18 protein-coding genes are annotated in these 18,173 nt (G+C 57.0%); 11 read left to right on the top strand and 7 right to left on the bottom strand.

Annotated elements, in window-relative coordinates; all coding sequences use genetic code 11:
- Positions 1-8: 8 nt before the first annotated feature.
- The gene (locus tag ACR0AY_RS00755) at positions 9-1,259 is read right to left on the bottom strand and encodes an ABC transporter substrate-binding protein (protein ID WP_170393441.1); all 1,251 of its coding nucleotides are present in this window, start codon (positions 1,257-1,259) and stop codon (positions 9-11) included.
- Positions 1,256-2,179: an N-acetylmuramic acid 6-phosphate etherase gene (locus ACR0AY_RS00760; protein ID WP_170510532.1), complete on the bottom strand. Its 924-nt coding sequence runs from the start codon at positions 2,177-2,179 to the stop codon at positions 1,256-1,258. The genes ACR0AY_RS00755 and ACR0AY_RS00760 overlap by 4 nt, the downstream gene beginning before the upstream one ends.
- Positions 2,180-2,338: 159 nt before the next feature.
- On the opposite strand from ACR0AY_RS00760, the gene ACR0AY_RS00765 reads away from it, so the two are divergent.
- The 5 genes from ACR0AY_RS00765 to ACR0AY_RS00785 all read left to right on the top strand — a co-directional run bounded on the left by ACR0AY_RS00765 (position 2,339) and on the right by ACR0AY_RS00785 (position 8,295).
- Positions 2,339-3,226 (top strand): BadF/BadG/BcrA/BcrD ATPase family protein, encoded by an 888-nt coding sequence (locus ACR0AY_RS00765; protein ID WP_170510528.1) that lies wholly within the window; start codon positions 2,339-2,341, stop codon positions 3,224-3,226.
- On the top strand, positions 3,213-3,968 hold the full coding sequence (locus tag ACR0AY_RS00770; RefSeq protein ID WP_170393434.1) for a GntR family transcriptional regulator: 756 nt from the start codon (positions 3,213-3,215) through the stop codon (positions 3,966-3,968). Before ACR0AY_RS00765 ends, ACR0AY_RS00770 begins: the two co-directional genes overlap by 14 nt.
- A gap of 12 nt (positions 3,969-3,980) precedes the next feature.
- Entirely contained in the window at positions 3,981-5,009 is a 1,029-nt protein-coding gene (locus ACR0AY_RS00775) for an SIS domain-containing protein (protein WP_170510526.1), read from the top strand.
- A complete protein-coding gene (gene nagA, locus ACR0AY_RS00780) occupies positions 5,006-6,139 on the top strand; it encodes an N-acetylglucosamine-6-phosphate deacetylase (protein ID WP_170510523.1) in 1,134 nt (377 codons plus the stop codon). The genes ACR0AY_RS00775 and nagA overlap by 4 nt, the downstream gene beginning before the upstream one ends.
- Before the next feature lie 155 nt (positions 6,140-6,294).
- Positions 6,295-8,295 carry a hypothetical protein gene (locus tag ACR0AY_RS00785; protein ID WP_170510520.1) on the top strand — a complete coding sequence of 667 codons (2,001 nt, stop codon included), beginning with the start codon at positions 6,295-6,297 and terminating at the stop codon, positions 8,293-8,295.
- Between the two features lie 2 nt (positions 8,296-8,297).
- On the opposite strand, the gene ACR0AY_RS00790 is transcribed toward ACR0AY_RS00785, so the two are convergent.
- Positions 8,298-8,600 (bottom strand): DUF6476 family protein, encoded by a 303-nt coding sequence (locus ACR0AY_RS00790; RefSeq protein WP_170393427.1) that lies wholly within the window; start codon positions 8,598-8,600, stop codon positions 8,298-8,300.
- On the opposite strand from ACR0AY_RS00790, the gene ACR0AY_RS00795 reads away from it, so the two are divergent.
- Both ACR0AY_RS00795 and rpoH read left to right on the top strand, forming a co-directional pair.
- Positions 8,599-9,633 (top strand): RluA family pseudouridine synthase, encoded by a 1,035-nt coding sequence (locus ACR0AY_RS00795; protein ID WP_170510517.1) that lies wholly within the window; start codon positions 8,599-8,601, stop codon positions 9,631-9,633. The genes ACR0AY_RS00790 and ACR0AY_RS00795 overlap by 2 nt on opposite strands.
- Positions 9,634-9,780: 147 nt before the next feature.
- Positions 9,781-10,677 (top strand): RNA polymerase sigma factor RpoH, encoded by an 897-nt coding sequence (gene rpoH, locus ACR0AY_RS00800; RefSeq protein ID WP_170510514.1) that lies wholly within the window; start codon positions 9,781-9,783, stop codon positions 10,675-10,677.
- A 47-nt stretch (positions 10,678-10,724) separates the two neighbouring features.
- Here rpoH and ACR0AY_RS00805 read toward each other — a convergent pair whose 3' ends face one another.
- Positions 10,725-11,792 carry a fasciclin domain-containing protein gene (locus ACR0AY_RS00805; RefSeq protein WP_170510512.1) on the bottom strand — a complete coding sequence of 356 codons (1,068 nt, stop codon included), beginning with the start codon at positions 11,790-11,792 and terminating at the stop codon, positions 10,725-10,727.
- Between the two features lie 339 nt (positions 11,793-12,131).
- On the opposite strand from ACR0AY_RS00805, the gene ACR0AY_RS00810 reads away from it, so the two are divergent.
- Genes ACR0AY_RS00810 through ACR0AY_RS00820 form a run of 3 tightly spaced genes read left to right on the top strand, consistent with a single transcriptional unit; the run spans position 12,132 to position 14,341 of the window.
- Entirely contained in the window at positions 12,132-13,106 is a 975-nt protein-coding gene (locus ACR0AY_RS00810) for a Gfo/Idh/MocA family protein (RefSeq protein WP_170510509.1), read from the top strand.
- Between the two features lie 56 nt (positions 13,107-13,162).
- The gene (locus ACR0AY_RS00815; RefSeq protein WP_170393417.1) at positions 13,163-13,432 is read left to right on the top strand and encodes a DksA/TraR family C4-type zinc finger protein; all 270 of its coding nucleotides are present in this window, start codon (positions 13,163-13,165) and stop codon (positions 13,430-13,432) included.
- 15 nt (positions 13,433-13,447) lie between these two features.
- Positions 13,448-14,341 (top strand): DMT family transporter, encoded by an 894-nt coding sequence (locus tag ACR0AY_RS00820; protein ID WP_170393415.1) that lies wholly within the window; start codon positions 13,448-13,450, stop codon positions 14,339-14,341.
- A gap of 27 nt (positions 14,342-14,368) precedes the next feature.
- On the opposite strand, the gene ACR0AY_RS00825 is transcribed toward ACR0AY_RS00820, so the two are convergent.
- The 3 genes from ACR0AY_RS00825 to ACR0AY_RS00835 form a co-directional block, all read right to left on the bottom strand.
- Positions 14,369-16,189: a M3 family oligoendopeptidase gene (locus ACR0AY_RS00825; protein ID WP_170510506.1), complete on the bottom strand. Its 1,821-nt coding sequence runs from the start codon at positions 16,187-16,189 to the stop codon at positions 14,369-14,371.
- Positions 16,190-16,268: 79 nt separating this feature from the next.
- Positions 16,269-17,240, bottom strand: coding sequence for an alpha/beta hydrolase (locus ACR0AY_RS00830; RefSeq protein ID WP_170510503.1), 972 nt, complete (start codon positions 17,238-17,240; stop codon positions 16,269-16,271).
- Positions 17,240-17,530 (bottom strand): SCP2 sterol-binding domain-containing protein, encoded by a 291-nt coding sequence (locus ACR0AY_RS00835; RefSeq protein ID WP_170393409.1) that lies wholly within the window; start codon positions 17,528-17,530, stop codon positions 17,240-17,242. The genes ACR0AY_RS00830 and ACR0AY_RS00835 overlap by 1 nt, the downstream gene beginning before the upstream one ends.
- 30 nt (positions 17,531-17,560) lie before the next feature.
- Between ACR0AY_RS00835 and ACR0AY_RS00840 the strand changes: the two genes are divergently transcribed.
- Entirely contained in the window at positions 17,561-18,169 is a 609-nt protein-coding gene (locus ACR0AY_RS00840) for a tetratricopeptide repeat protein (RefSeq protein ID WP_170405089.1), read from the top strand.
- Positions 18,170-18,173: the final 4 nt, after the last annotated feature.

The following is an 18,173-nucleotide window of genomic DNA, read 5'->3' on the forward strand; positions in this document are numbered from 1 at the left end:
CTTAGTTGTTACTGATGCGGTGCGTACCAGCTGGCCAGACCGTCTTGCAGTTGCTGACCCAGTGCTTCGGGTGTCTCGGCACCCTTGATGGCTGCAACGGATGCACCCCAAGTCTCGTTTTCGAGATTCGGTGTGCCGCGCGACAGGATTTGGTAGGTCGAGCGGATTGTGCTTTCGCACTCATCCCGCCAACCGACGATTTCCTTGGCCAGTGGATCTTCCAGCTCGACCGGAGTGCTGGACAGCGGGAAGAAACCAGGTAGGGCGTTACCGAAGATGCTGGCGAATTCCGGGCTTGCGACCCAAGCCAGGAAGGTGCGCGCAGCTTCTTGGTTTTCGCTCGCCGCGTTCATGCCTATGCCGATATCGGTGTGGTCCGAAATATAGCAGGTATCGCCCGCGTTCTGGACCGGAGGCTTAAAGGCGCCCATTTCGAAATCGGCCTGCGTGTTGAAGCCCGAGATTTCCCAGCTGCCTGCTGGATAGACCGCTGCACGACCCAGCGTGAACAGGTTCTGGCTGTCGGGATAGGTTTGCGCTTCATACCCGTCGCCGAGATAGTCGGCCCACTTGGCCAGTGTCGCATACGGGGCGACCCACTGGGGGTCGGTCAGCTTCTGCTCGCCCTTGATCAGCGCCTGACGGCCTTCTTCACCTTTCCAGTAGTTCGGGCCGATATTGTTATAGCCCATCGTTGCGGCTTCCCACTGGTCATTGGTGCCCATCGCCATCGGGATATAGGTACCGTCTTCCTTGATCTTATCGAGGGCGGCAAAGAACTCAGCTTCGGTAGTTGGAACTTCGATGCCCAACTCATTGAACGCATCTTTGTTGTAGATGAAGCCGTGAATCACTGACGCCATCGGGACGCAGAAACTGGCCGAACCGTCATCGGTTTGCCACGCAGATTTGGCCACGTCCGAGAAGTTTCCCATGGCCTCAAGATCAGACAGATCGGTCAGGTGCCCCGACTCGTATAGCGCAAGCGAGGCATCAAACGGACGGCAGGTAATCAGATCGCCAGCCGAACCGGCCTCGAGCTTCGAGTTCAAGACAGCGTTGTATTCTGCCGGTGCTGAGGGCGAGAAGATCACTTTGATGCCGGGATTCTCGGCCTCGAACGCCGGAATGATCTTTTCCTGCCACAACGCCAGATCGTCGTTTCGCCAACTTTCGATGGTCAAAGTGGCCTCTTGCGCATAGGCGCTTGTGACCAGCGCCGTGCTCATCAAGGCAAGGCTAAGAACTTTGCGTGTCATTTGATATCTCCCAGGTTGATGGTTTCTTGGTTTTGTTTCATCCGCTCCAGCGCAGGGCGGAGGTGATCGTCGGTGTTGCTTAGCATTGCTTGCGCCGCGTCCAGGGACCCTGCGCCTACAGCCAAAAGGGCCGCGCATTTGAGGTTGCCCTCTGCCGCAGTCAACGCCTTTGTAGCCTGCGCCGAGGAAACGCCGGTCAACTGACAGACGATCCCGTTGGCTCGGGCGCGTAGCTTGTCATTGTCAGCGCGCAAATTGATCATCATGCCGTCCTGAATATGCCCCAGCTCCATCGCCATCAGCGTCGAAAGCATGTTCAGTGCGATTTTCTGCGCTGTACCAGCACCCATGCGGGTAGAGCCCGAGATCAGTTCAGGTGGTGTCGAAAGCAGGATTGGATGGTCAGAAAGCTGCAACAGTTCGGTGCCCCCGTTATTGGCAATGCCGATAACTGTGGCGCCTCTGTCCCGCGCGATCCGCGCTGCTGCGGTTGTGTACGGTGTGGTTCCGCTGGCCGAGACGGTGATCAAGGTGTCTTTGGCAGAAAGATCGGCCAGGTGTCGGGCAAGGCTGTCGGTGGCATCTTCGACATCTCCCGGCATCTCAACTCCTGAGGGCAATCCACCTGCCATGTGGATGCGAATCTGGCGGGCTGGTATCGAAAAAGTTCCCCCGAGTTCCAGCGCATCCGAGGCGGCCATCAAGCCGGAAGAGCCTGCCGCCAAATAGCGCAAAACCCCGCCCGATCGGATGGATTGCGCCATAGCTTTTGCGCCTGCGCAGAGGGTGGGCAGCGAGGAAAGCGGGGCAGCGGCAGCGTCGGCTTGCGAGCGGCCCAGCAGCTCGGCCACTTCAGTCAGCGGTCGGGCGTCAAGTCCGATCGCGTCTTGATGTAGCTGTTCGGTAACTGGCTTGGTCACGTGATTCTCCCCCGAGATTTTGAATATCATACCTTTTAGATACCATTAGTCTACCATTTTATTTTTACGCCCACTATTTTCAAGATTTAGACAACTATTACTGCATTATTGCGTAATTTGGTCTTCAAAATTAGAAATAGGTATTATAAAGGTATCTCCATGAGTCGCCCTTCTGATACCATTGTGCTGGCCGCTGATGGCGGTGGAACACGCTGCCGTCTTGCTGTTTCAGACGGCTCTGCGGTTCAGTGTGTCGAGGTTGGTGCGGCAAATGTATCAACCGATTTTGACGCAGCCTGCGCTGAGTTGATGCAAGGAATTGCTGCTTTGGCCCGACGTGCCGGACTAGAGGCAACTCAAATCGCTCGTGCGCCAGCCTACTTGGGGCTGGCCGGTATCACGGGGCGCGCGCTGGCTGATCGGCTGGCAGAAAAGCTGCCATTTGACCATGTTCTGATTGAAGATGACAGGCCCGCCGCATTACGTGGTGCGTTGGGTTCGAAAGACGGTTTCGTAGCGCATTGCGGAACGGGTTCTTTTCTGGCGGTCCAGAATGGGGATCGCAGGTCATTTGCCGGGGGCTGGGGACCTGTTCTCGGAGATCAGGCCTCGGCGCAATGGGTTGGGCGGCAGGCTTTGGCCCGTACGCTTGACTGTGTGGACGCTCTGAAGCCTGCGTCTGATTTGGCGGACAGCCTGTTGTCGCGTTTTGATGGCGCTGCTGGGATTGTCAGGACCGCCTCCAAGATGTCGCCTACCGAGTTCGGAGCGCTGGCGCCTATTGTCACGCAACACGCAAAGCAAGGAGATGCGCTTGCGCTGTCGATCATGGAGGATAGTGCACAATATCTGACAGATCAGATGTTGGCGATGGGCTGGATGCCCGGCCTTTCGATCTGCCTGACCGGCGGCATCGGCCCGCAATATGCGGAATTTCTGCCTGCGCCAATGCAACAGGAATTGGCCGACCCGCTGGGCGATCCGTTGACCGGTGCCATCGCGTTGGCGCACGCCTTTCAAAAGGAGACCCGACATGAGCGTTGCTGACTTCTTGCGGCCCGAGGGTTGGCTGGGTCAGACCGCCGGTCCCCGATACGTACAGCTGCGGCAGCGGCTGGAGCAGGGGATTGAAGAGGGTATTCTGGCCCCGAACAGTTCACTCCCGCCCGAGCGCGAGATTGCCGAACTGACGGACCTGTCGCGGGTGACGGTCCGCAAGGCGATTCAGGAACTTGTGCGCAAAGGCGCGATTGAACAGCGGCAAGGCTCGGGATCATTCGTGCGTCAAGCGGTTGCGCGGGTTGAGCAGTCGCTGTCGCATTTGACCTCGTTTACCGAAGACATGGAGAGGCGCGGTTTTGAAACGACTTCAACCTGGTTGGAGCGCGGTATATTCCTGCCGTCGCCTGATGAGATGCTGGCGCTGGGTCTGTCGGCCAGCGATCAGGTCGCGCGCATTCATCGACTGCGCGCGGCTGGTGGGCGGCCAATGGCGCTGGAACGCGCGGCGTTGCCGCTGGATATCCTACCCAACCCGACCGAGGTTACCGGATCGCTCTATGCGTTCCTCGAACACTCGGGCAATCGTCCGGTGCGTGCGATCCAGAAAATCTCGGCCATCAATCTCGAAGCAACCGAGGCTGGATTGCTGGACGTTGCCGAAGGTACGGCGGGGCTGCGCATTCAGCGGACCTCATACCTAGAAAGCGGGCGCGTTGCTGAACTGACCCGATCCATCTATCACGGCGATGCCTACGATTTCGTAGCAGAGCTGCGTCTGTCAACCTGAAAGGCGGGGCTCATGTCCAGCGATACAACTCAAATGCGGCAGGAAATCAATGAGATACCTTTTGCCGTTGATCGGCTTCTCACTGATGGTGCCACGGCGATTACAAAGACCGCAAGCGCGATCCGCGCGCACGATCCCGGCTTCCTGATTTCGGTTGCGCGAGGTTCGTCTGACCATGCCTGCAGCTATCTGAAATACGCTTCGGAACTGCTGCTGGGCCTGCCCATGGCCTCGGTTGGGCCGAGCGTGAAATCGATCTACGGGGTCGATATGCGATGCCCCGGTGCGCTGTGTATTTCGGTATCTCAATCGGGTCAAAGCCCCGACATCGTACAGCTGACGAAGTCCCTGACAGAAGGCGGCGCATGTTCGGTGGCGATCACGAACGATACCACGTCTGCACTGGCCCAGAACGCCACCTCGGCTCTGCCCATCCTTGCAGGCCCCGAGCTTAGCGTGGCTGCCACCAAGACTTTCGTCACCTCTCTGGTCGCCGGGCTTTGGCTGTTGGCCGAGGTAAAGGGTGATGACACTTTGCTGGCTGCAATTCACAAATTGCCGGAAGATTTATCGCGGGCGATCACCTGCGATTGGAGCGCGGTGGTCGAGGCAGTCGATGGACAATCCCTGTTCACGTTGGGACGTGGGATGTCCTGGGCAATTTCGAATGAGGCGGCGCTGAAATTCAAGGAAACCTGCCAGATTCATGCGGAAAGCTATTCCTCGGCCGAAGTTCTGCATGGCCCGGTTTCGATCGTGGATCAGGGCTTTCCGGTGATTGCGTTCTCGTCCGGAGACGCGGCTGAGGCCAACATCGCCGAAGTCGCCGATGCGCTCGCAGCTAAGGGCGCAAAAGTCTTCGCAACGACCAATCAGGTGTCTGATGCCGTGAGGCTACCACATGTCCGCACCACGCACTGGATGACAGATCCGGTAGCCTCAATCGCTTCGTTCTACGGTATGGTCGAAACTGTGGCCACGCGCCGGGGCATCAATCCCGATGCGCCGCGTCACCTGCGGAAAGTGACGGAGACGGTATGACCGATGCGACGATCACCTTCGCGGGTGGGCCTATCTTTGATGGTAAAACCCTGAAGGACGGCCACGCCGCCCGTTTCGTCGGCGGGCTGCTCGACAGTATTTTGCCCGAAGCCGAGTTGCCTTCGGATGAGATGGTTCAGGATCTGTCGGGCGATATTTTAAGCCCCGGCTATGTAGATTTGCAGGTGAATGGCGGCGGAGGCGTCATGTTCAACGACGATCCATCGGTCGAGACAGTACAGCGTATTGCGGCGGCTCATCGCAAGCTTGGCGCGACGTCGATCCTTCCGACGCTGATCACGGACACGCCCGAAAAGACAACGGCTGCCATTTCTGCTGCTTCTCAGGCCATTCAGCGCGGAGTTCAGGGGATTGTCGGCTTGCATCTTGAGGGGCCGCATCTCTCGGTGCGACGCAAGGGCGCGCATGACGGCGGGCTGATCCGCCGGATGCAGGACGCTGATCTTGCACAGCTGATAGAAGCGGCGGGGGCGTTGCCTGCATTGATGGTTACGCTTGCGCCTGAAAGTGTCACGATTGCTCAGGTCGAAACGCTCAGCAAGGCGGGGGTCATCGTGTCGTTGGGGCACAGTGATGCCGAGTTTCAAACCTGCGTGGCTTACGCACAGGCGGGCGCGCACTGCGCCACCCATTTGTTTAACGCGATGAGTCAGTTGGGCAACCGCGAACCGGGGCTGGTTGGCGCAGTCTTGTCCAGCGGTGCGATGTCTGCCGGGTTGATAGCGGATGCAATCCATGTTCACCCGCAGACGATGCGCGCCGCCTTTGCAGCTAAACAGGGGCCGGGGCATCTGTTTCTGGTGAGCGACGCGATGGCCGTTGCTGGAACGGATCTGCGGGAATTCAAGCTGGAAGGGCGTGTCATCCAACGTGAAAACAGCAGGCTGACCTTACCGGATGGAACCCTGGCCGGGGCCGATCTGAACCTGACCACCGCGCTGCGCGTGTTGACAACCGATGTCGGCGTTTCACTGACGGACGCCTTGGCAGCGGCCACACGCATTCCGGCGGATATCATTTCCCAGCGCTCAATCGCGCGCCTGAACTTGATCTCGCAGGCCATTCGCATTTCTCCGGACTTGTCGCAGGCCCGTCCGGCGGTTGCTTAACCTCGCATTGCAACAAATTGCGAAACACCGCGATTTTCGCATCTCGCCTCAACTGTAGCGGTTGTGTAAGACCTTAGGCGAACGTGGTTTGGGAATGTCTGTATGTATCAGATAATTGGAATAGTTGGCAGGGCATTGACCACCCGGATCGCGCAATGATCCAAACGCGTGGCGTTTTCATTGGTCAGCGTACGGATTGTTTGGGCGCGCGCCTGCTGATGATCCTGACCTGTATCCGTCTGGCCGAAGACTTTGGGACAGACTACCGGGTGAACTGGTTCCCGCAAGGCACCGATGCGCCGGAGTTGGATCATCCTGAGGAGTTATTCACCAAAGACTGGATGGATGCGCATTTCCTTGATCAGGCAGAGTTCGACACGATAAGCGCGACCGCTCTGCCAATTTGGGCCTTCCAACACGATCCATCGCCCGAGCGGCTGATCGACCATTTGGCGTCTGGCCGTTCGGTTCTGGTCGAAGAAGCGAGCGAGATATTTGCCTTCCCGTGGGAAGATATCGAAACCATCCGTCCCCGCTATCGCGATTTCATACATAGCGTTGGATTTGTGGATGAGGTTCGTCAGATCATGGATCGCGCGGGTCAGAAGCTCTCGGGGCAGGGGGTTTCGGCTTACCACATTCGGCGCGGAGAAATCCTGAACGGATTACCATGGAAGCATTCGATCTGGCCCGCCAAGATCGAACCTGACGAGTTTTACGAGGCCCATCTGGAGAAATCCAAGGGCCAGACGGTGATAATGTTTTCGGATCAGCCAGAGGTGATAGACCGTTTCAAGCAACGGTTTCCGGAGCTCATGCAGATGTCGGATATCGCTGATCTGTCGGCTCTGACCCGGGCGCAGCGGGACTTTCTGGAGCTTTTTGCGATGTCACGGGCGGATCAGGTGATCGCGCCACACATATCTGGCTTTTCAATGGCTTCAGCCCGGATTTCGGGGCAGCAGCGTAAAGTGTTCCGCGATGTATTGTCCAAGGATGAGATGCAGGCGGCCAATGCGCGGTTCATCGAACGGGTTGCGAAGGGGCCATCGGCCTTTCCGAATCCCTCAGAGGCGGCGCATATCTATTCAAAGGCGGTGCAATATCTGTCAGCGCAGGATCGCTGCGAAGAGGCGTATGATAGTGCGAAACCTATTCTGGACGCCGGGGCCGACAACGCCTTTATGCCACTTCTGCAATCCCTGAACTGTTTTTACCTGTCGAAGTGGCAGGAAAGCGAGGCACATGCCAAAGAGGGATTGCAGAACCCGCATCTCTGGCCCGAAGACTATTCTGTTTTGTGCGCGTTGCGCGGCGCTGTTCTTGGCATGCAGGGCAAGCGCGGTGCGGCGACGCTGCACTTTGCTAAAGCGTTCTGGTCCAAACCCTTACGGCCGGATGTTGTGGTGCTGGGGTCCAGAATGCTCTACCGCGCCCAACTTGCGCTTAGGCTAATGCCGCCTGTGGATTGGTCGTTGCAGAAGGTCGTTCGGCAACGCCGATTTCCACCGTTCAATAACCTGTATCTGGTTCAGCGCAATGTTGTTGTCAGGCGTTCTTGCAACTTCGATTTCATACTCTTGGATTGGGCCGAGTTGGCGCTGGATCAACGCGCAAGTCGTATCTTTGATCACCAACAAAGATTGGAAGCGCTTTCTACCTCACTCGATGAGGTTCACGACGTACCAGCAGACGACCCGCGATTGTTGGGCGCGAGGGTGATACTACAGAGACATCTGGGGGAATTGTCCGGGGCCCAAGCCATTGATAAAACCCGCCAGATCGTAGCTGGTGTGCCGGAAAGTGCCTTGTACCAAAAGCGGCTGTCCGAACTTTACGAAGCAGAAGGCGATACCGTAGCTGCGCATCGAACGATGTCAGAGGCGCTAGCTTGTGACCCGGAAAGCCCGTTTCTTCTGTTTGCCATGGGGCGCTTGCTAGAGCGGACGGGCAAGACCGGTCAGGGTGAAAAGTTCATTCTGAAAGCTGCCGATCTGGATGAAGTCACCGTAGTCATTCAGGGCATGGCGGGCCAGATTCACATGCGTCGCGGCAACAAGAACAAGGCGCGTCCCTATCTTGAGAAAGCGCGCGAACTTTTTCCGCCCCATAAGCGGTTCACCAATCAACTGAATAGACTTTCGGGTCAGGCGTGAAACTAGTTCAGCGTAACCTCTTGCCGCAGTTTTCCGGTCGTCTTGTCGAAGATCAGAATGCGATTGTCGTCGGTCACGATCGCATACCAGTTGTTGCCGATGGTCACGGCCTGGGCCTTTGCACCATCCGGCAGGTCTATCTGATCCGGCAGAGTCGGAGTTCGGTCCGATAGGCGGATGACAATCAAGGCGAATGTCACTAGAACCCCGCCAATCATTACCGCGGTCAACAGCATGACCATGCGCCGCAGCAGTCGAAGCTGCGGTGTTTCCTGCGGTTCCTGAGGTTCGGAAGGGACAGTCATGGGCACCCGCCTGATAGAGTTTCATATCGCGGCCGCTCCGCCGCCCCGCCTTGATAAGGCGCTTGCGCGGGATGTGCCAGCGGAAGAGAACCTGTCGCGCACCCGGCTGGCCCGACTGATCAATGAAGGGGCCGTGACTGTCGATGGTGCGGTAGTCGAAGACCCCAAAGCCAAGATTGCCGAAGGTGCGCAGATCGGGATCACCGTGGCCGAGGCTGAGGACAGCCACATCGGTCCCGAAGATATCCCGCTGGAGGTCGTCTATGAGGATGACGATCTGATCGTGATCAATAAACCTGCGGGAATGGTGGTGCATCCGGCACCGGGCTCGCCGAACGGGACGCTGGTCAATGCGTTGCTGCATCATTGTGGCGATGATCTTTCGGGGGTGGGCGGCGTCAAGCGTCCGGGCATCGTGCACCGGATCGATAAGGAGACCAGCGGATTGCTGGTTGTGGCCAAGTCAGATGCGGCGCATCACGGGCTGGCCGCTCAGTTCGAGGCGCATAGTGTCGAGCGTTATTATCGCGCGATTTGCTATGGCGTACCTGATGCCAATGATCCCCGGCTGCGCGGGATCAAGGGTGTCAGCTTTGAGCCGGGCAACATCATGCGTCTGACGACACAGCTGGCACGGCACAAGACGGATCGACAAAAGCAGGCTGTGTTGTTTCACGGTGGGCGCCATGCGGTAACGCGGGCACGGATTGTCGAGGTTTTTGGAACGCCGGGCAGCCTCTCTCTGATCGAATGCTGGCTTGAGACGGGCCGAACGCATCAAATCCGTGTCCATATGGCCCATGCCGGCCACGGGCTTGTCGGAGACCCGGTTTACGGCGGAAAGCGCAAACTGGCCGCGCGGGCATTCACGCCCGAAACCGCCGAGGCGGTGCAGGCTTTCCCCCGCCAAGCTCTGCACGCAGCAGTGTTAGGCTTCGAACACCCGGTTTCGGGCCAGGCATTATGTTTTGAAGCACCGCTGCCGCAGGATATGGCGGACCTGCTGGAAAATCTCAGAAAACCACTGAAATAAACTGCAAAGGCTTGTGAAAAAGGCCTTTTCAGCTTTCCTTTACATAGGGTTAATCTCAGACTGTTAACAGATCCTCTTGAATGTATCGGGTCTGGTACCCATATCCCATGTTAAGGGCTTAAACATTTGTCCAAGGGGCAGAAATAAATGGCAAATTACTCAAATCTTCCAGCGCCGACACCAGAGGGTGGGCTGAACCGCTATATGCAGGAGATTCGCAAGTTTCCTCTGCTGGAGCCGGAGGAAGAATATATGCTGGCCAAGCGCTGGGTCGAGGAACAGGATACCGAGGCCGCGCATAAAATGGTCACGTCTCATCTGCGCTTGGCGGCCAAGATCGCCATGGGATATCGCGGCTATGGCTTGCCGCAGGCCGAGGTGATTTCCGAAGCCAATGTGGGCTTGATGCAGGCGGTCAAGAAGTTTGACCCCGAAAAAGGCTTCCGGCTGGCGACCTATGCCATGTGGTGGATCCGTGCTTCGATCCAGGAATACGTCCTTCGGTCGTGGTCGATGGTGAAACTGGGTACAACATCGGCGCAGAAAAAGCTGTTCTTCAACCTGCGTAAAGCAAAGGCACGCATTGGCGCGCTGGAAGAGGGTGATCTGCGTCCTGAAAACGTGGCCAAGATTGCAGAAGACCTCGGAGTGACCGAGGAAGAAGTGATCAGCATGAACCGTCGGATGTCCGGTGGCGATGCTTCGCTGAACGCGACCGTGGGGTCCGAAGGCGAAGGCACCATGCAGTGGCAGGATTGGCTGGAAGATGAAGATGCCGATCAGGCTGGCGACTACGAAGCGCGCGATGAATTGGAAGCCCGGCGCGAATTGCTCGCCGCTGCGCTGGATGTTCTGAATGATCGCGAGAAAGACATCCTGACTCAGCGCCGTCTGATGGACCAGGCTGTTACGCTGGAAGAGCTGAGCACGCAGTACAATGTCAGCCGTGAACGTATTCGTCAGATCGAAGTGCGCGCGTTTGAGAAGCTGCAAAAGAAGATGCGAGATCTAGCGCGCGAAAAAGGTATGCTGGGTTCAAACTAACCTCAGACTGATATCAGCCCGCCATATGAGCGGGCTGATTTTTTTTGTTATGCGAAAATGAAATCGGACTCGGAGAGGTGGCTTGCCCAGACGCCTGACAGATAGATGCTGTCTCCGTCGTCCAACTCGATCTTAGACCCGAAGAGCTTACCGTCGATATCGTCTTCGATGTCCTCAAAGCTGTTGATGCCATCGTATTCGGACAGGTCGATCTTGTCCTTGCCGACGCGGAAATCGACAATCCAGTCGTGACCGTCGTCTTCATCGAATACAAACGTATCCTTACCGCGCCCACCATAGAGTTTGTCATTGCCTTCGCCGCCGTCGATGATGTCTTTCCCACGCCCTCCGAAGATTTTGTCATGGCCTTCATCGCCACGCAGAATATCCTTTCCGCGCCCCCCGAAGATTATGTCGTTCCCGGCACCGCCAAGCGCCACATCATTGCCCGAGCCGGTGTTGATCACGTCATTGCCACCATCACCGTGAACAAAGTCTTTGCCGCGTCCGGTAAAGATGAATTCATCGCTGCTGTCACCCAGGATAAAGTCCGTGTTCTTTTTGCCCAGAATGCCCGACACCGAGACGGGTAGAAGTACGCCGTCAAGTACGTGAATGATACCGTTTGACGCATCCACGTCGAACGCGATCAAGCCGGGATCGTCGATGCCCGGATCGGCATCGCCCAGACTGGGGGGATCGCTTTCAAGGTTCAGTTCGACTGACGACCCAAGCAGAGTTTGGATTTCAGCCCCGTCGCCTAGACCGACCACTGTGGTGCTGTCGAACTCACCATCGACCACGTGATACTTCAAAATGTTGGTTAGCAAAGGGATAGGGTCTCCGCCGCCAAGCAGGGTGAGCGCCTTGATGATGTGGCCCAATGCTCCAGCCTCGTCATCCCCTTGATACCCAAGTGTTTGTGCCAGAGTAATAAAGGCGGCGTCATTTGGGGCAAAGACAGTCAGTTCTGCCTCAGGATTGTCCAGCGTTTCCGCCAGCCCGGCTGCAATCACCGCTTCGCGGAGAATGTCGAAATCCTGATTGTCGCTGTCAAACGTTCCGGGATCTCCGCTTTTTAGCACTGTTCCTGTAATCGTATGTGTTGCTGGCATTTCAGTAAGCCTCCCACCCTGTTTGCCGTTGCTCCGGATGTTGCCAGAGCACATTCCGAGCATGATTCAGTCGATGTTTGAGCTACGGCGGCAGTATTAGACTGGATCAACAAAACTGAATTGCGAGGGCAGGTTTGACGCCGATCGATTTTAGATTATCGATATAAAGTATAAGGTTATCGGGGTCTTTTAATCTCATCAAAAAATTTATTGAGGCGTATGATTTTCAAATAGATAGAGATAGGACTGACTTATTGGCAGGTGGTTGATAGACAGACCAGGAACTGAATTACATAGAACTCGCCCTGGGCGGGTTACATCAATTTTTAGGGGGCGCAAATGCATAAACCGGTCAATTGGGGTGTTCTGGGTGCAGCCAGATTCGCACGACAACACATGGCGCCCGCCATCCATGCGGCAGAGGGCGCGCGGCTGGCGGGGTTGGCGACCTCGGACCCGGCCAAGGCCGAGCCCTTTGCCAGATATTGCCCTGATTTGAATGTCTACAACAGCTATGAGGCATTGCTAGCCGATCCTGAGATTGAGGCGGTGTACATCCCGCTGCCCAACCATCTTCATGTCGAATGGAGCCTGAAGGCGCTGGATGCGGGCAAGCATGTGCTGTGCGAAAAGCCGATGACCATGCGGGCCGATGAGTTTGACGCGCTGATCGCAAAGAGGGACCAGACGGGTTTGCTGGCTGCCGAAGCATATATGATCGTGCATCACCCTCAGTGGCATCTGACCCGTAAACTGATCGCGGACGGAGCGATCGGCCGGCTGGTCCATGTCACCGGGGCGTTCAGCTATGACAACCGGGCGGACACGGGCAACATCCGCAACCGTGCGGAAACCGGTGGGGGCGGGCTGCGTGACATCGGGGTGTATGTTATCGGCAGCGCTCGGTTTGCGACTGGGCAAGAGCCGGTCTCGGTCAGCGGTGCGATCCGGTGGGAAAATGACGTGGATGTCTTCACCGAGATACGCGCGCAGTTTCCCGAATTTACCTATTCCGCCTACGTCTCTACACGCATGCATCCACATCAGGAAATGGTGTTTCACGGAGAAGGTGGCATGATCCGTCTAACCGCTCCGTTCAATGCCCGTGTGTTCGGCGAGGCGCGAGTTGAACTGCACCGACCGGGCCTTGAAGTTCTGGTGCCCCGGTTTCCTGCGGACAACCACTATCAATTGCAGGTCGAAGCGTTCTGCCGATCGGTTCGCGAAGGGGTTGAATATCCCTGTTCATTGGAATTCGTGAGGGGCACACAAGAGGTTATCGATCAGGTCTTTGACGCCGCCGTTTCGCTCTAGCTTGCCACCCCTGTGGTGTCTCGCGTATCCTGTCCCGACCGGATCAGGAGGGCTAAATGGCGGGCGGCTGGGCGCGCGATGGCGCGGTGAGTGAACAGATCGAAGCGTCGATTTCAGATGAACTGGCGCGGATGCAGGCGCAAAAGCGACCTGTGGGCGAAAGCCTGACACATTGTGCTGAATGCGAAGAACCGATCCCCGAAAAACGCCGCCTTGCTCTGCCCGGCGTAAAGCTGTGCCTGGATTGCCAGCAAGAGCGTGACAGCAGCTTCAAATCCCGCGGCGGGATCAATCGGCGGGGTTCGAAAGACAGTCAGTTGAAATAACGCGAGGAGCACCCGGTGAAGGATCAGCCGCAGAGATCAGTACTACAAAACGGGTTGGTTCTTGGGTTCCTAGCCGCGTTTCTATGGGGCACGCACAGCGTTATCGTGCGATATTTGACTAGTGATCTCGGCGGGTTACAGATTGCCGTGTCGCGCCTGTTCATTGCTGCTTTTGCGATTTACTGCATGTTGCGGGTGATGGGCGCACGGGTTTCAATCCAGTACAGGGATTGGAACTTCCGACTGGCGGTGTTGTCGACGGTGGTGAACTATATTTTGTTCCATATTGGCCTGGAGCATACAGGTGCCGCGAATGCGATGGTGCTTGAGAATACCGCGCCGTTCTTTGTGTTGATATTCCTGTATTTCTTCGCGGATACCACCGTTGGCCGGACTGATGTATTGGCAACCCTGCTGGCGATCCTCGGTGTGTTTCTAACCGTCTATCGGGATTTTCAAGGCGGGGGAGAACCCCTGCTGGGCGATCTGATGGAAATCGGGGCGGGACTTAGCTGGGCGGTGTTCCTGATTTCCAGCAGCCGCGCGATGCAGTCATCGGAGACCACTGCCGAAAGGTTGAACTTCTTGTTTGGCATCTTTTTGTGTTCGGGCGTTTTGCTGGTGCCACTGGCGGCTTTTTCTATTCAGATGCCGACCGCAAACGACGTGATCTTCTTGATCCTTCTGGGCGTTTTACCCACCGCGCTTGCCTATTATCTTTGGTACGAGGCCGCCGCCCGCGTGTCGACATTGACGGCGACGTTGCTATTCGCCGCCTCGGTTGTGTTTACCTTTGTCAACTCGGCACTGTTCCTGGGCGCAACGATCACACCGCTTTCGATTGTTGGCGCGGTATTGATTGTCACGGCCATTTTCGTGACGACGATGAAATCAGCCAAAGAGAAATGAGGCAGCCATACAGGCTGCCTTTCAACTTTAGCTTTCCATCGCTTCCAGTTCGTCAATAAATCCCGAGATCATCGACAGGCCTTTGTCCCAGAACTCAGGGTCGCTGGCGTCCAGTCCGAACGGGGCCAGAAGCTCTTTATGGTGCTTGGAGCCACCGGCGCGCAGCATCTCGAAATACTTTTCCTCGAACCCGTCCGCACCGCTTTCGTAAACCGAATACAGCGCGTTCACGAGGCCATCACCGAAGGCATAGGCATAGACGTAGAACGGCGAGTGGACGAAGTGCGGGATATAGGCCCAGAAAGTCTCGTACCCGTCCATGAATTCGAATGCGGGGCCAAGGCTTTCAGCCTGAACGCTCATCCAAAGGGCGTTGATATCGTCTGGTGTCAGCTCGCCCTCACGACGGGCGGCGTGCAGTTTGCATTCGAAGTCGTAGAAGGCGATCTGGCGAACGACCGTGTTGATCATATCCTCGACTTTGCCGGCCAGCAGCACCTTGCGCTGTTCCGGAGTCTCGGCCTGATCCAGCATTTTGCGGAAGGTCAGCATTTCGCCGAACACGCTGGCGGTTTCGGCAAGCGTAAGCGGTGTGGACGATAGCATCTCGCCCTGATCTGCGGCCAATACCTGATGCACGCCGTGGCCCAATTCATGCGCCAAGGTCATCACATCGCGCGGTTTGCCCAGATAGTTGAGCATCACGTAGGGATGAACTTCGGTCACGGTGGGATGCGCAAATGCGCCGGGGGCTTTTCCGGGCTTCACGGCCGCATCGATCCAACCCTTCGAGAAGAAGGGAGCTGCGATCTCACCCATCCGAGGATCAAACGCGTTATAGGCGTCCATCACCGTCTTCTCGGCCTCTGACCAATCGACGATGCGGGTGTCCTCCATCGGCAACGGAGCATTACGGTCCCACACTTGCATCACGTCCAGACCAAGCCATTTACGTTTCAGTTCGTAGTAACGATGGCTCAGCTTGGGGTAGGCGGCCACAACGGCCTCGCGCAGGGCTTCGACCACTTCGGGCTCGACATCGTTCGACAGGTGGCGACCAGTCTGAGCAGTTGGCATGTTGCGCCAGCGGTCAACGATTTCTTTTTCCTTGGCCTGCGTATTGTGCACGCGTGCGAAGGTTTTGATATTGCTTTGGAAAACGCTGGCCAGTTCGCGCGCGGCAGCTTCACGTTTGGCACGATCCTGCTCGGTCAAAAGGTTCAGCGTACCTTCGATATTCAACTCTTCGCCATCAACGGTAAAGGTCAGGCCCGCAATTGTCTCGTCGAACAGGCGCTCCCATGCATCGCCGACCACGCCGAGATCGTGCAGAAATTTCTCAAGCTCGTCGGATAGTTGATAAGGCTTCATCGCGCGGATACGGCGGAACACGGGCTCGTATCGCGCCAGATCAGAATTGGCGGCAAAATGCGCAGCCAGCGCGTCATCGTCGATGCGATTCAGTTCCAGCGTGAAGAACACCAGAGGCGTGGTGAAGACGGTGATCTTCTCCTGCATGTCAGACAGGAACTTGGCGCGATCCGCGTCGGTGGTCAGTTGGTAATAGCGCAATCCGGCAAAGGACATGATCCGCCCGGCGATGGCGTTGATCTTTTCGTTGCGCAGCACGCAGGTCAGTAGGCCAGCTGCGTCCAATTCGGCCAGCTTACCCTCATAATCAGTGGCAAAGGACGCACATTCGCCCTCCAACCAGTCCAGATCGCGGGCCAGTTCGGGTGCATCTTCCGAGGCATAGAGGTCCGTCAGATCCCATTCCGGCAAATTGCCCAGATCATCGGCACTGCCGCCTGCATTTGCATCACGGACGGGAAAGGGAAGGTCGCGCATGGAACACCTCGAAAAAACTGCGTTGGCAAACATTTAGGCGCGGCACGTCCGGATCACAAGCAAGCTGTCTGGTCAAACCTTAATGACAGGGCTCGGGTTTTGGTTTCGCCGCGGCTGCCGCGAAATGTGCAGCAAGTTGATCAAAGACCGGCCCGCGCACCTCGGGCGCCTCCATCAGAACTTCGTGTTCGCCGTTGGGAATCTCGACCAGAGTACCGCTAGGCCAGTTGGCCATACGTGCCCGAATGGCCTTGCGGTCCACGATCTGTTCGTGGCTGCCCAAGAAGGTCAGGGCAGGGATCTCGGGCGCGGTCTGTTCCATCAGCCAGGTGCATTCATCCAGCGCCTCGCGCAGCCAGATGGTAGACGGTGCGCCCAAAGCAAGTTCAGGGTGTGCGGCCAACTGATCCTGCATCATTCGGTACATCGCCGGATCGCGTGTCAGCACGTTTCCTTCGAAGGGCTGTGAGGCCACATAGCTCTCTAGCGTGGTGGTGGGCGGTGTTTTCTCGCCCAAGCCCAAGCGTGGCCCCCAATAGGCAGTTAGCTGGCTGAGCGGCTTCATGATTGGTGTAAAGAAAATCCCCCACATCGGGCCCGTAAAGGCGCAGGCCGCAAAATCAGCCCCCTCCAGAACGGCGCGAAGCCCTATAGCTCCGCCCATGGAATGGCCTATGACGTACCAGGGCTTGGGCAACTCCAGTTTTTCGGCCAGTTTCAGTATTGAGCGAACGTCGTGCTGGTAATCGGTGAATTGTTCGATATGACCGATCCGCGGATCATCCAGCAGGCGATCTGCAAGCCCTTGCCCGCGCCAATCGACCGCGAAGCTTGCAAAGCCCCGGTTCACAAATTCCTTGGCGGTATCACCATATTTTTCGATGTATTCCGTGCGACCGGGGAACAGCATCACCGTGCCGTGCGTATCGCCTCCGGGCAGCCAATGTGCCACGCGGATACGTTTGCCATCTTCGGTGATCAGCCAATGCGCCGCACCATCGGCAGGGCCGCCGGCCACGTCTTCGAATAAGGGGGCCGGCGAAAACTCCATCAGGCCAGCACCGAGGCGAGTTTCATGGCAATACCCATGTCTCCGTCAACGCTCAGCTTGCCGGACATAAACGCACCGGTTGGGTTCAGGTCACCGCTGAGAATCTGTTCAAAGGTGTCCGCATCGGCGCTGAGGGTCACATCAGCATCTTCGTCGCTTACCCGCGCACCGCTTGCATCCAGAATGATAGAACCCAGATCGGCAATGGCAAATTTGGCTGACGCATCGAAATCGCCGCCCGACAGTTTCTCATTCAATGCCGCCGCGGCTTTTTCCAGAATATCGCTCATGGTCTTCCTCATATTGTTCATGCGCCGTGAATGGACATCCCCGGTCGCTACGCTACACTGACCATTGTTATGGGTATTGCAATCACCAATCTCAAACGTACCGTCGCGGCACTTGCCGTCATAGTCACGTTTTCCACCAGTTGCATCGCGCAGCAGGCGGATTCGCGGGACGAGGCATCACTGTTGCAGCAACTGGCACAATCGACGCCCGAACAGGCCATCGGATTGGATCGGCAATTGCAGGCGCTGTGGTCACAATCAGGTTCGGCTTCGGCGGATTTGCTGTTGGAACGCGGACGCGAAGCGCTGGATGACGGGGATGTCGAGGCCGCGCTTGATCATTTGACGGCGCTTACCGATCACGCACCCGAATTTGCCGAGGGTTGGCATGTGCGCGCTTCGGTTTTCTTCGGCATTGACAGGTTTGGCATGGCTGCGGCGGATCTTGAACAGGCATTGACGCTGAATCCGAACAACTACGACGCTATCTACGGCCTTGGCCTCATCTTTGAGATCGTGGGCAAGCCAGAACAAGCACTTGAGGCCTATTCACGTGCGCTGGCTATACATCCCCATCATGAAGAAGTAACCAATGCCGTGAATCGGCTGAAGCCTCAGGTTGAAGGCAAGGCGCTGTAAGTCT

The sequence above is a fragment of the Ruegeria sp. A5 genome (genome assembly GCF_056543005.1).